This window comes from Bradyrhizobium nitroreducens, from assembly GCF_002776695.1.
Taxonomy (GTDB): domain Bacteria; phylum Pseudomonadota; class Alphaproteobacteria; order Rhizobiales; family Xanthobacteraceae; genus Bradyrhizobium; species Bradyrhizobium nitroreducens.
Window position 1 is genome coordinate 1,442,520 of record NZ_LFJC01000003.1, and the last position, 13,431, is coordinate 1,455,950.

The 13,431-nt window shown below is 64.2% G+C and carries 8 protein-coding genes; 5 read left to right on the forward strand and 3 right to left on the reverse strand.

Annotated features, from left to right (window positions below; translation table 11 throughout):
* Position 1 precedes the first annotated feature (1 nt).
* Positions 2-262 carry a hypothetical protein gene (locus TSA1_RS40585; RefSeq protein WP_100181016.1) on the reverse strand — a complete coding sequence of 87 codons (261 nt, stop codon included), beginning with the start codon at positions 260-262 and terminating at the stop codon, positions 2-4.
* A 490-nt stretch (positions 263-752) separates the two neighbouring features.
* Between TSA1_RS40585 and TSA1_RS07320 the strand changes: the two genes are divergently transcribed.
* Together TSA1_RS07320 and TSA1_RS07325 are read left to right on the forward strand one after the other, a co-directional pair.
* Positions 753-2,969: an arylsulfatase gene (locus TSA1_RS07320; RefSeq protein WP_245448142.1), complete on the forward strand. Its 2,217-nt coding sequence runs from the start codon at positions 753-755 to the stop codon at positions 2,967-2,969.
* Positions 2,970-3,124: 155 nt separating this feature from the next.
* Positions 3,125-4,195 (forward strand): SphA family protein, encoded by a 1,071-nt coding sequence (locus TSA1_RS07325; RefSeq protein ID WP_100175765.1) that lies wholly within the window; start codon positions 3,125-3,127, stop codon positions 4,193-4,195.
* Positions 4,196-4,262: 67 nt separating this feature from the next.
* Here the strand turns inward: TSA1_RS07325 and TSA1_RS07330 are convergent, their stop codons facing one another.
* Positions 4,263-6,572, reverse strand: coding sequence for an NADP-dependent malic enzyme (locus TSA1_RS07330; RefSeq protein ID WP_100175766.1), 2,310 nt, complete (start codon positions 6,570-6,572; stop codon positions 4,263-4,265).
* Between the two features lie 247 nt (positions 6,573-6,819).
* On the opposite strand from TSA1_RS07330, the gene TSA1_RS07335 reads away from it, so the two are divergent.
* Positions 6,820-8,787 carry a hypothetical protein gene (locus TSA1_RS07335; RefSeq protein ID WP_100175767.1) on the forward strand — a complete coding sequence of 656 codons (1,968 nt, stop codon included), beginning with the start codon at positions 6,820-6,822 and terminating at the stop codon, positions 8,785-8,787.
* A gap of 150 nt (positions 8,788-8,937) precedes the next feature.
* Here the strand turns inward: TSA1_RS07335 and aspS are convergent, their stop codons facing one another.
* Complete coding sequence (aspS, locus tag TSA1_RS07340; RefSeq protein ID WP_100175768.1) at positions 8,938-10,710, reverse strand: aspartate--tRNA ligase; 1,773 nt, start codon at positions 10,708-10,710, stop codon at positions 8,938-8,940.
* Between the two features lie 196 nt (positions 10,711-10,906).
* Between aspS and TSA1_RS07345 the strand changes: the two genes are divergently transcribed.
* Entirely contained in the window at positions 10,907-12,379 is a 1,473-nt protein-coding gene (locus tag TSA1_RS07345; RefSeq protein WP_100175769.1) for a protein adenylyltransferase SelO, read from the forward strand.
* A gap of 203 nt (positions 12,380-12,582) precedes the next feature.
* Positions 12,583-13,431, forward strand: a complete 849-nt coding sequence (locus TSA1_RS07350; protein WP_100175770.1) for a phosphodiesterase — start codon at positions 12,583-12,585, stop codon at positions 13,429-13,431.

The following is a 13,431-nucleotide window of genomic DNA, read 5'->3' on the forward strand; positions in this document are numbered from 1 at the left end:
CTCAACGCCTGCCGACGCGGTTCACGGGACCGCCACGATTCATCGGCGTTCCGGCCCGCACTCCAACGCCCGGTGCACCGACGCCGGGGGCAACTACGGCTCGTGCAACCGGCCGCGGCCGCAGCACGACGCCGGGCCTGACGATGCAGCCGACGGGATACTCGACATATTGACAGTATACGACCGCAGCGGCCTTTTCGGTGCTCGCGGCCAAGAATCCAGCGGTTGCCAGAACAGCAGCTAACGCAATTGAGGACTTCATATTGGCCTCCCTCGTTTCGGAATGGCCAAGGTGGTCCCTTAAGTCGAGCTGCGTCTTGATGCAGCTCAATCGCAGTTGGACGCCGAGCGCTGACAAGATCGCTCGCAATTGCGGGCGGTCCACTCTGCGAACACGTCAGTGATGCTGATGCAAATGATTCCTGTACTCCTTGCCGCGTTGATGTGAATCAAACCCCAATCCTGCAACGGCTGCAATGCTGTACGATGCGCACGTTTCATGCGGGGAGCATTTCACCATGAATTTGCATCGAACATTCTTCATACTGAGCTTGACGTGCGTCGTTTCGGCCGGGGCGCTCGCGGAGCCGGCGAATGCCCAGCAGCCGGCGCCGGCGAGCGTCGTGCTTCCGACTGATCGCTCGAACTTGCCGATTCCCGAACCTCAATATCCGCACAGCACGGTGCTCGACGCTCGCAACGCAACGCCTCCGGCGCGGTTCGAGGTCAAGGCTCCAGCCAGGGCCCCTAACGTGCTTATCGTATTGATCGACGATATGGGCTTCGGCCAGTCGAGCGCGTTCGGCGGGCCTATCCACATGCCGACGGTGGAGAGCCTTGCCAATGCGGGACTGCGCTACAACGAGTTTCACACGACGGCGCTTTGTTCGCCGACGCGCGCCGCGCTGTTATCGGGCCGCAATCATCACATGAACAACATGGGCTCGATCACGGAAACCGCGACTGCTTTTCCCGGACAGACCGGGCAGCGTCCCGACAGCGTCGCCCCGCTCGCCAAGATGCTGCGACTCAATGGTTACAGCACGGCGGCGTTCGGCAAATCGCACGAAACCGCAGCATGGGAGGTGAGCCCGTCCGGACCGACCGACCGTTGGCCGACCCGCTCTGGATTCGACAAATTCTACGGCTTCCTCGGAGGCGAGACCAACCAGTGGGCGCCGTTGCTCTATGACGGAATGACCCAGGTCGAGCCGTCGACGGATCCGAACTATCATCTGATGACGGACATGACCAACCAGGCGATCGACTGGGTGGGCTACCAGAAATCGCTGACCCCGGATAAGCCGTTCTTCATCTACTTCGCACCGGGCGCGACGCATGCGCCGCATCAAGTCCCGAAGGAATGGATCGCCAAATACAAGGGCAAGTTCGACCAAGGCTGGGATGCGTTGCGCGAGGAAACGCTGGCGCGACAGATCAAGCTTGGCGTGGTACCCGCCGGCACAAGGCTGGCCCCGAAGCCCGAGGCAATCAAGGATTGGGCTACGCTGAACGCGGACGAGAAGAAGCTGTTCGCGCGGCAGATGGAGGTCTTCGCCGGATTTGGCGAGTACGCCGACACGGAGATCGGTCGGCTGGTCGACGCTGTCAAGGCAACCGGTCAACTCGATAATACGCTGATCTTCTATGTCGTCGGCGACAACGGTGCGAGTGCCGAAGGCGGCATGAACGGGCTGTTCAGCGAGATGACCTATTTCAATGGTGTCAGCGAAAGCGTCCGGGACATCCTCAAGCATTACGACGAACTCGGCGGCCCTTCGACCTATGGTCACTACGCGGCCGGATGGGCGGTCGCTGGCGACACGCCCTTTACGTGGACCAAACAAGTTGCGTCCAGCTACGGCGGCACTCGCAACGGGATGGTCATTCATTGGCCCAAGGGAATTGCGGCCAAGGGCGAGGTGCGCTCGCAGTGGCACCACGTCATCGACATTGCACCGACCATTCTTGAAGCAGCCGGTCTGCCCGAGCCAAAGAGCGTCGACGGCACGCCACAGACCCCGATCGAAGGCGTGAGCATGCTCTATAGTTTTGCCGATCCGAAGGCTCCGAGCACGCATCTTACCCAATACTTCGAGATATTCGGCAATCGTGCCATCTATAACGACGGCTGGCTCGCCGGTACGGTTCACAGGGCTGCCTGGGAACGCAAGCCGCGACGACCGCTCGAACAGGATGTCTGGGAACTCTACGACACCCGGTCAGACTTCAGCCTGACCAACGATCTCGCCGCGAAGAACCCCGACAAGCTCAAGGAGATGCAGGGCCTCTTTCTCAAGGAAGCGGTCAAGTACCAGGTGCTGCCGCTTGACGATCGGATGGAGGAGCGCGTCATCGCCTCGATGGTCGGCCGGCCCGACCTGATGGCCGGCCGAACCTCGCTGACCGTTCACCAGGGAATGATCGGCATGTCGGAGAACGTCTTCATCAGTCTGAAGAACCAGTCGCACAGCATTACCGCCGATCTGGACATCCCAAAGGGTGGCGCCAATGGCGTGATCATCGCCCAGGCCGGCCGGTTCGGGGGCTGGAGTCTTTACCTCAAGGACGGCAAGCCGACCTACACCTACAATTTCCTCGGGCTGCAGCGCTATACGGTGGCTGCCAAGCAGGCCCTGCCGGCGGGTAAAGGCACGCTGCGCTTCGAGTTCGCCTATGACGGCGGCGGCATCGGCAAGGGCGGCGTCGGTACGATCCTGTTCAATGGAAAACCAATCGCGACCGGCCGCATCGACAAGACCCAATGCTGCATCTTCTCCGCGGATGAAGGCGCCGATGTCGGTGCCGACGAAGGCACCCCGGTCACGGAGGCCTACAAGGTGCCGTTCAAGTTCACTGGAAAGATCGAGGCCGTGACCATCGAGCAGAAAGAAATGAAGCGAGCCGATCGCGATGACGCCGCACAAGCCCGCAAAGCGGCGGTATTGAAGAAGGGCCTTTCCGATTGAAGAAGCGGTCGGCGCGCGACATCGAAATTGCGCGCCGCCGATTGTGACATGAAAGCTTCAGGCGGAATGGATCGACGCCGTCGGTCACTCTTTGTGTTGTGCCGGGAAGCCTTGGGGAATCAACTGGCATCATGATCGAGCGTGGGGGGCGACCAATGCAACGCGATAGATCGGCACACAGATCCGGATTCCCGCGGCTAAGCGCCGTTCTCGCGACCTCCGCCGTTGCGTTGCTTTCCTCGCAGATCGCCCGTGCCGACGAGAGTGGAATTTCGTTCTGGCTGCCGGGATTGTACGGGAGCCTCGCCGCCACTCCCGCCACACCGGGCTGGTCGATCGCCGCCATCTACTACCATACAAGCGTGAATGCGTCGGGGGCGGCTGCTGCGGCACGGGAATTTCAGGTCGGGAGGTTGTCCCCGACCGTCAACATCAATCTCAATCTGGCCTTGAGTGGCCAGGCCGATCTGATGTTCATCGCGCCGACCTATACGTTTGCGACGCCCGTGCTCGGTGGCCAATTGTCGGCCACGCTGGCGAGCGTCTACGGTAGAAATTCGGCAAGCCTTGCCGGCACGTTGACGGCAGCTGCCGGACCGATCGTCACCACGCGCAATGGATTTCTCGAAGACGCGCTCGTCTCCTACGGCGATCTTTATCCGACCTTTAAGCTGAAATGGAATAACGGCGTTCACAACTATATGGCCTACGCTGCTGGCGACATTCCCGTCGGCGACTACAATCCCAACCGGCTGGCCAATGTCGGCATCGGCCATGGGGCCATCGATTTCGGCGGCGGCTACACTTATCTGAACCCGGCGACGGGCACGGAGCTCTCGGGCGTCGGCGGCTTTACCTATAATTTCAAGAATCCCGACACCCAATACCAGAGCGGTATCGATTTTCATCTGGATTGGGGCGTGTCGCAGTTCCTGTCCAAGCAGGTCTTCGTCGGCTTCGTTGGCTACGCCTATCAGCAGATTACCGACGATTCCGGGCAGCCCGCCGTTCTCGGCGGCTTCCGTTCGCGGGTTTTCGCTGTCGGTCCGCAGGTCGGATATATTTTCCCGATCGGCAGCAATCAGGCATTTCTTGGCCTGAAAGGATACGGCGAGTTCGACGCGGCGAACCGGCCGTCGGGCTGGAACACGTGGCTGACGTTCTCGATCTCGGAGGCCGCTCCCGCCAGCACGGTGACTCCGACCCGACGCAAAGTGTCGAAATAGACGAGTTGCTGCGCTCGAATTCGCCCCCTCCCCGCAAGCGGGGCGAGGTCAAGCACCGATGCCGCCCTTACGTAAACAGCGGCGGCTGCTGCCGGGCCGCGCGCTCCTGCGCTTCGACGACTGCGACCGCCGTCATGTTGAGGATGCCGCGCGCCGTCACCGAGGGCGTGAGGATGTGGGCGGTGCGCGCCGGGCCGATCAGGATCGGGCCGACAGGCAGCGCGTCCGCCAGCGACTTGATCATCTGATAGGCGACGTTGGCAGTGTCCAGCGTCGGCATGATCAGGATGTTGGCCTCGCCCTCCAGCTTGGAATGCGGCAACACCATTTTTCGCGCGGCAGCGGAGAGCGCCGTGTCGCCCTGCATCTCGCCGTCGGCCTCGATCTCCGGATGCTTGTCCTTCAACAGCTGGGTCGCCAGCCGCATCTTGCGCGAGGAATCGGTGTCGTAGCTGCCGAAGTCCGAATGCGAGACGAAGGCGATCTTCGGCTTGATGTTGAAACGCTGGACGTGAACGGCAGCGAGCGATGCGATCTCGGCGAGCTCCTCCGCGCCCGGATTGGGGCGAACTTGCGTGTCGGCGATGAAGAAGGCGCCCTTGCTGGTGATCAGCAGCGCCAGCGCCGCGTAGTCGCTGATCCCGGGCGAGAAGCCGACGATCTCGCGGACATGGCGCAGATGGCTCATGTAGCGGCCCTCGACGCCGCAGAGCATGGCATCCGCCTCACCGCGCGTCACCGCGAGCGCGGCGATCACCGTGTTGTTGGTGCGCACCACCGTGCGCGCCGCGTCCGGCGTCACGCCGCGGCGGCCGGCGACCTCGACATAGGACTGCACGTAGGAGCGGTAGCGCGGATCGTCCTCGGGATTGACGAGATCGAAATCCTTGCCGGCGCGGATCGACAGACCGAAGCGCTTGATGCGCGCCTCGACCACAGAGGGACGGCCGACCAGGATCGGTCGCGCCAAATTCTCCTCCAGTACCACCTGCGTGGCGCGCAGCACGCGCTCGTCCTCGCCTTCGGCGTAGATCACGCGCACCGGCTGGGTCTTGGCCTTGGCGAACATCGGCTTCATGACGAGGCCGGAGCGGAAGGCGAAGCGTTCGAGCAGCGCGGTGTATTCGTCGAAATTGGTGATGGGCCGCGTTGCGACGCCGGACTCCATCGCCGCCTTCGCCACCGCCGGCGCGATCCGCAGGATCAAACGCGGGTCAAACGGACTCGGGATCAGCGAGCCCGGGCCAAAGCCCTGCGTCTCGCCGGTGTCGAAACCCTGCGCCACCGCATCCGACGGCGCCTCGCGCGCGAGTTGGGCGATCGCCTCGACGGCGGCGTGCTTCATCTCCTCATTGATGGCGCTGGCGCCGACGTCGAGCGCGCCGCGGAAGATGAAGGGGAAGCAGAGGACGTTGTTGACCTGGTTCGGATAGTCGGAGCGGCCGGTGCAGATCATCGCGTCGGGACGCACTTTTCGCGCCTCCTCCGGCATGATCTCCGGGGTCGGGTTGGCGAGTGCCATGATCAACGGCTTGTCGGCCATCGCCTTGGCCATCTCGGGCTTGAGCACGCCCGGCGCCGAGAGGCCGATGAAGATGTCGGCGCCGCCGATGACGTCGCCAAGCGTGCGCTTGTCGGTCTTCTGCGCGTAGACTGCCTTCCAGCGGTCCATCGTGGTGTTGCGGCCCTCATGCACGAGGCCGTCGATGTCGCAGACCCAGATGTTCTTGCGCTGCGCGCCCATCGACACCAGCAGATTGAGCGTCGCGATCGCGGCAGCCCCCGCCCCCGACGCCACGATCTTGACGTCGGAGAGCTTCTTTCCGTTGAGTCGCAGGGCGTTGGTGACAGCGGCGGCAACGATGATGGCGGTGCCGTGCTGATCGTCATGGAAGACCGGGATCTTCATGCGCTCCTTCAGCTGCGCCTCGATCTCGAAACATTCGGGTCCGCGGATGTCCTCCAGATTGATGCCGCCGAAGGTCGGCTCGAGCGCCGCCACGGTCTCGACCACGCGCTCGATGGTGTCGGCGGCGATCTCGATATCGAACACGTCGATGCCGGCGAATTTCTTGAACAGGACCGCCTTGCCCTCCATCACCGGCTTGGAGGCCAGCGGGCCGATATTGCCGAGGCCGAGCACGGCGGTGCCGTTGGAGACCACGGCGACCAGATTGGCGCGGGTGGTCAGCGTGGCGGCTTCGGCCGGGTTCTTCGCGATCTCGGTGCAGGCCGCGGCAACGCCCGGCGAATAGGCCAGCGCAAGGTCGCGCTGGTTGGCAAGCGGCTTGCTTGCCTGGATCTCGAGCTTTCCAGGGCGCGGCAGACGATGGTAGGCGAGCGCCGCCTGGTGGAGATCATCAGAATAGGACGACATGCGGTGTTTCGCCTCGCGTTACCGGCCTCAAAATGCACGATCCGAAAGGAGCTGTCCAAGCGGACCGAATTTCCGGGTCATGGAAACGGGATGAAGCACGCCGGGCGCCCCGGTGGCAACATCGGATTGCGCCCCCATCAACAGGGCGCGCGGTCAAATATTTGAAAACCATAGCTTTACCTGGACCGCGCGGCGTTTTGCGAATATGGCAGGTTGCGCGGTGCAAAATCAGCAACTGGAGCTGAGAATGAAGCGGATCATGGTCGGCCTGGTCGCACTCCTCGTGCTCGGCGCGGGCGGATGGTTCGGCTTCAATCTCTATGTCCAGCACCGGGCCACCGCCGACGTCGAGGCGGCTTTCGAACAGGTGCGCTCCGGCGGCGGCAAGGCGAGCCACGGCAAGATCACGTTCGAACTGGCGAGCCGGACGCTGACGATCGAGGACATCAATGTCGAGCCGAGCCAGCCGCGGCTCGCCAACGTCAAGATCGCAAAGGTCACGGCCGTCGGCCTGCGCCAGCCGGATGACGCCCGTTTCTCGGCCGACAGCATTGAAGTGTCCGGGGTCGAGGTCGCCTTCGCGTATACCGAACCGTCGAAGCTGAAGGCGAACTACAAGATCCCGCAGATCAGCGCCCGCGATTTTTCGGGCCCGACCCGCGCGGACGGCACGTCGCTGTCCGGCTCGATCGTCGACATGTACCGCTTCATGCTCACGCAATACGCCACCGTCTCGGCGTCGTCGATCGTGGTGCCGACCGTCGCCGTCAACGTCGATGCGGGCAGCGGCAATCCCGGCAGCGGCGATTATGTCTATTCGGGCCTGTCGGTCCAGAACGTCAACCGCGGCAAGATCGAGACGGCGAAGACGGACCGCGTCGCCTATTCGCTCGACCTGGCGCAGCCGGGCAAGCCCGCGAGAATGACCGGCGAGCTGTCCGGACTTGCCGCCTACGATTTCGACGCAACCGCCGTGAGGGCCGCGCTCGAACAGCAAGGATCGACCGACGACAGTTTCCACAAGGTCTATCGGCGCGTCTCCGCCAATTCATATGTGGTGACGACGGCACCGGGCGTGCGCGTGCAGGTCGACGGCTTCACCTTCGACGACATTGCGATCCGGCCCTCGAAATTCCGCCCGGCCGAGATCATCGCGCTGGTGCCGGCTGACGGCTCGACCCCCACGCAGGCGCAGTCGCGCGACATCATGGCGAAGGTGTCCGACTTCTTCGAGGGCTTTCAGATCGGCAAGGTCGAAATCGGCAAGCAGACGGTCGAGACGCCGCAAGGAACGGGACGGCTCAACGCCGTCAAATACGACCAGGACAGAATCGCGCTGGAAGGCCTCGTCATGCCGCTGCCGCAGGGGCAGATCAAGATGGAGAGCTTCGCTCTGAAGTCCTTCAGCGCGGCGAAACTGATGCGCTGGGCGGCGAGCCTCCGAACGCCCGGTCAGCCGCCCTCGCCCGATCAGATGCTCGGCCTGTTCCGCGTGCTCGAAGGCGCCGAAATCAAGGGTGTGGTGGCGCCCTACAAGAACACGCGCCAGCTCGTCACCATCGACACGATCAGCCTGAACTGGGGCCAGCTGGTCGGATCGATCCCGAGCAAGGCCAATCTGGTTGTGAAAATGGTCACGCCGACCGATCCCGCCAATCCAGCGCAGCAGCCGCTGATCATGGCGGGCGTGGACAAGCTCGCGATCGACCTCGATCTCGGCGCGGCATGGACGGAATCGTCAGGCGCATTTGCGCTCGCGCCGGCCACGATTGATCTCGGCAACCTCGCCACGGCACAGGCCCGCCTCGCGCTCGCCAACGTGCCGCGCGGCCTGTTCACCGCCGATCCGGCGCAGGCAATGGGTCAGGCGGCGCAGGTCGAGACCGGTGCGTTCGAGCTCTCGCTGCGCGACAGCGGCGTCGTCGATCTCGTCGTGGCGCAGTTTTCGCGGATGCAGAATGTCAGCCGCGACGCCGCGCGCGGTGCCATCGTCGAGATGATCCGGGCGCAAGGCGAGAGGATCGCCGCTTCCAATCTCGATGCCAGGACTGCGGTCGATGCGCTCGCCGGCTTCGTCGCGACGTCAGGGCAAACGCTCACGATCAAGCTGACCCCGCTCGGCAAGCTGCCGCTGCTTCAGCTCATGGATGCCCTGAACAGCGAGCCGATCGTCGCGCTGGCGCAGTTCAGGATCGAGGCGTCGACGGGGTTGTAGGCAGAGTCTCGTGTCCCGGACGCGGCGCAGCGCGCAAGCGGCGCGACGCAGAGCCGGGATCCAGAATGCCTACGGTTCACCGCGACATGGCCCCCGGCTCTGCAGCGCACCGCTGAAGAAGCGCTGCGCTGCGTCCGGGGCACGAGCCCCTCACTTCTGCGGCAGGTTCACCCGCACATGCAGCTCACGGAGCTGTTTTGTGGTGGCTTCCGACGGCGCACCCATCAGCAGGTCCATGGCCTGCTGGTTCATCGGGAACAGCGAGATCTCGCGCAGGTTAGTGGTGCCGCAGAGCAGCATCACGATGCGGTCGACGCCCGCGGCCATGCCACCATGCGGCGGAGCGCCGTACTGGAAGGCGCGATACATGCCGCCGAAGCGGTCGACCACTTCCTGCTCGCCATAGCCTGCGATCTCGAACGCCTTCACCATCGCTTCCGGCACGTGGTTGCGGATGCCACCCGAGGCGATCTCGTAGCCGTTGCAGGTGATGTCGTACTGGAACGCCTTGATGGTCAGCGGGTCCTGGCCCTTCAGCGCCTCGAGGCCGCCCTGCGGCATCGAGAACGGGTTGTGCGAGAAGTCGACCTTCTTGTCGTCCTCGTTGTACTCGTACATCGGGAAGTCGACGATCCAGGCGAGCTCGAACCGCTCCTTGTCGGTGAGATTCAACTCCTCGCCGACCTTGTTGCGGGCAAGGCCAGAGAACTTCCAGAACTTGTCGGGGTCGCCGGCGACGAAGAAGGCGGCATCGCCTTCCTTGGTGCCGATCTGGGCGCGGATCGCAGCGGTGCGCTCGGGCCCGATGTTGTTGGCGAGCGGACCCGCACCCTCGCCGCCCTCGCGCCACATGATGTAGCCGAGGCCGGGCTGGCCCTCACCCTGCGCCCACGAGTTCATGCGGTCGCAGAACGCGCGTGAGCCGCCGCCCGGCGCCGGGATCGCCCAGACCTGGTTCTTGGGGTCTTCGAGCATGCGCGCGAACACCTTGAAGCCGGAGCCGCGGAAATGCTCGGAGACGTCCTGCATCTCGATCGGGTTGCGCAAATCCGGCTTGTCGCTGCCGTACTTCCGCAGCGCCTCTGCGAACGGGATGCGGCGCCAGTTCTTGCTCACCGGCTTGCCCTTGGCAAACTCCTCGAACACACCGGTGATGACGGGCTCCATCGCCGCAAAGACATCTTCCTGCGTGACAAAGCTCATCTCGACGTCGAGCTGGTAGAACTCGCCCGGCAGCCGGTCGGCGCGCGGGTCCTCGTCGCGGAAGCAGGGCGCGATCTGGAAGTATCGGTCGAAGCCCGACATCATCAGCAGCTGCTTGTACTGCTGCGGCGCCTGCGGGAGCGCGTAGAACTTGCCGGGATGGATGCGCGAGGGCACCAGGAAGTCGCGCGCGCCTTCCGGCGAGGACGCGGTCAGGATCGGGGTGTTGAACTCGAAGAAGCCCTGCCCCTCCATGCGCCGGCGCATCGACTTGATGATCTCGACGCGCGTCATGATGTTCTGGTGCAGTTTTTCGCGCCGTAGATCCAGGAAGCGATATTTGAGCCTGATGTCCTCAGGGTATTCCTGGTCGCCGAACACCGGCAGCGGCAGGTCGCCGGCCGGGCCCAGCACCTCGATCTCGCTGACATAGACCTCGACCTTGCCGGTCGGCAGATCGTCATTGTCGGTGCCTTCGGGGCGGCGGCGGACCTTGCCGTCCATCTTGACCACGAATTCCGAGCGCAGCTTCTCGGCCAGCGAGAATGCCGGCGAGTCCGGATCGACCACACACTGGGTCAGGCCGTAATGGTCGCGCAGGTCGATAAACAGCACCCCGCCATGGTCGCGCACGCGATGGACCCAGCCCGAGAGGCGGATGGTCTCGCCGATGTTGCTCTCGCGGAGCGCGCCGCATGTATGTGACCGGTAGCGATGCATGGTCGTCCCAAAATCAATGTCGGAGGAAGCGAATCGAACCGCCTGTAACGGCCGGTCCGAGATTGCGGCAGGGTTTACCCGACGAGACCCGAGGCGGCAACCAAGGGAACGGCCTGTTTGGGGCCGGACGCGCCCATTTTTGGCATATCGGGGGCCGAGCCTTTGCCATCGGGCGTTCCAGCCCTATCTTGAGGCCATGACGGTGCATTTCCCCTTCCAGAACTCCTATTCGGCGCTGCCGGACAGCTTCTTCGCCCGCGTCGCGCCGACCCCGGTCGCCGCCCCCCGGCTGATCAAGCTGAACCGGCCGCTGGCGGTCCAGCTCGGGCTCGATCCGGACCTGCTGGACACGCCTGAAGGTGCCGAGATCCTGGCCGGGAAAACGGTTCCCGCCGGCGCCGACCCCATCGCCATGGCCTATGCCGGCCACCAGTTCGGCCATTTCGTGTCCCAGCTCGGCGATGGCCGCGCCATCCTGCTCGGCGAGGTCATCGACAAGGACGGCGTCCGCCGCGACATCCAGCTCAAGGGCTCGGGCCCCACCCCGTTCTCCCGCCGCGGCGACGGCCGCGCCGCGCTCGGCCCCGTTTTGCGCGAGTACATCGTCAGCGAAGCCATGTTCGCGCTCGGCATCCCGACCACGCGCTCGCTCGCCGCCGTCGTCACCGGCGAGCATGTCATCCGCGAGACCGCGCTGCCCGGCGCAGTGCTGACGCGCGTCGCCTCGAGCCATATCCGCGTCGGCACCTTCCAGTTCTTTGCCGCCCGCCGCGACACCGACGCGATCCGCCGGCTCGCCGATCACGTCATCATGAGACACTATCCGGACCTGGTGCAGGCCGAGCGGCCCTATCACGCCCTGCTCGCAGGCGTCGTCGCACGCCAGGCAAAGCTCGTCGCGCGCTGGCTGCTGGTCGGCTTCATCCATGGCGTGATGAACACCGACAACTCGTCGATCTCGGGCGAGACCATCGACTACGGCCCCTGCGCCTTCATGGACGCCTACAACCCCGCGCAGGTGTTTTCGTCGATCGACGAGATGGGCCGCTACGCCTATGCCAACCAGCCGCGCATCGCGCTGTGGAATCTGACGCGCCTCGCCGAATGCCTGCTGCCGCTGTTCTCGGACGAGCAGGAGAAGGCAGTCGCGGAAGCCCAGGACATTCTCGGCGCCTTCTCCGACCTGTTCAGCGACGCCTATCAGGCCGGCCTGCGCAGGAAGGTCGGCCTGTTCACGATGCGTGATGGCGACGAGGCGCTGATCCAGGACCTGCTCGATGCCATGGCCAAGAACCAGGCAGACTTCACGCTCACCTTCCGCAAGCTCGGCGATGCAGTCGCTGACGACGCAACCGACGTCCGCGCGCAATTCATGGAGCCCGCAGCCTTCGACGAATGGGCCGGCCGCTGGCGCGCCCGCATCGCGCTGGAACAGCAAGCCCCTGCCGAACGGCAGGCGGCCATGCACGCCGTCAATCCCACGTTCATCCCGCGCAACCACCGCGTCGAAGCCGTAATCCAGGCCGCGGTGAACGACGACGACTACGCGCCGTTCGAGGAATTGGTGAAGGTGCTGGCAAAGCCATACGAAGACCAGCCGGAGTATGCGGCCTATGCTGATCCGCCGCTGCCGGACCAGCGCGTGTTGCAGACGTTCTGCGGGACGTGAGGCGGATTCGACCGCGCCCCACCATCTCTAATTGATGCACAGCACGGATTGCGCCTTGCGCGATCCATTCCTATCCCGCGGGCCATGTGGACACGTCCCGTCGGCCGGAACCGCTGTCATCAAACTGAAACACACGCGCTCTAACCGCCTGTCAGGGTCGTCTTGCCGGAGACGTCCGTTCTCCAACATCCCTGACAAGCGCCATGCCCTTCAAATTCATCCATCTCACCGACACGCATCTGGCGAATCCCGGCTCGACGCTCTATGGCCTCGACCCGCGCGCCCGGCTGGATGCGGCGATTGCCGACATCAACAAGCATCAGTCCGATGCGGCTTTTGCGGTCGTGACCGGCGACCTCACCCATTGGGGCGAGGCTGAATCCTACGCCAATTTCGCCGACGCGATGTCCGCGCTGAAGATCCCTTACATCGCCATGGTCGGCAATCACGACAAACGCGTGATCTGCCTCGACGCGCTGAAGGCCGCGCCGCGCGATGCCAACGGCTTCGTGCAGGGCACGCGCACCACTGCGCACGGCCTGTTCGTCTTCCTCGACACGCTGGACGAGACCAGCCACGCCGGCGAGATGTGCGCCAAACGCTTCGACTGGCTCACGAGCACGCTCGCCACCGCGCCGGCCGACCAGCAATTCGTCGTGTTCATGCATCACCCACCCTTCCCTGTGGGCGTGCACGCGATGGACGAGATCGGGTTGAAGCAGAGCGCCGAATTTGCCGAGGTGATTGCGCCCTATCGCGCGCGCATCCGCCACCTCTTCTTCGGCCATGTGCACCGGCCGATCTTCGGCAGCTACGGCAAGATCCCGTTCTCGACCCTGCGCGGCACCAACCATCAGGTCTGGTTCGAGCTCGACGCTGGCGCACCGCATCTGGCCAGCCACGAGCCGCCCGCTTATGGCGTGGTGCTGATCGACGACGAGAACCTCGTCGTGCACAGCCACGACTTCCTCGACGAGAGTCTGCGCTTCCCCTTCGAGCCACCGGCGGGAATGGACGGCCGCGACTATGCGCTCAAGTTCGCGGCGCGGTGA

Coding starts and splice junctions, on each gene's coding strand:
- TSA1_RS40585 (WP_100181016.1), bottom strand. CDS start 262: ATGAAGTCCTCAATTGCGTTAGCTGCTGTTCTGGCAACCGCTGGATTC.
- TSA1_RS07325 (WP_100175765.1), top strand. CDS start 3,125: ATGCAACGCGATAGATCGGCACACAGATCCGGATTCCCGCGGCTAAGC.
- TSA1_RS07330 (WP_100175766.1), bottom strand. CDS start 6,572: ATGTCGTCCTATTCTGATGATCTCCACCAGGCGGCGCTCGCCTACCAT.
- TSA1_RS07335 (WP_100175767.1), top strand. CDS start 6,820: ATGAAGCGGATCATGGTCGGCCTGGTCGCACTCCTCGTGCTCGGCGCG.
- aspS (WP_100175768.1), bottom strand. CDS start 10,710: ATGCATCGCTACCGGTCACATACATGCGGCGCGCTCCGCGAGAGCAAC.
- TSA1_RS07345 (WP_100175769.1), top strand. CDS start 10,907: ATGACGGTGCATTTCCCCTTCCAGAACTCCTATTCGGCGCTGCCGGAC.
- TSA1_RS07350 (WP_100175770.1), top strand. CDS start 12,583: ATGCCCTTCAAATTCATCCATCTCACCGACACGCATCTGGCGAATCCC.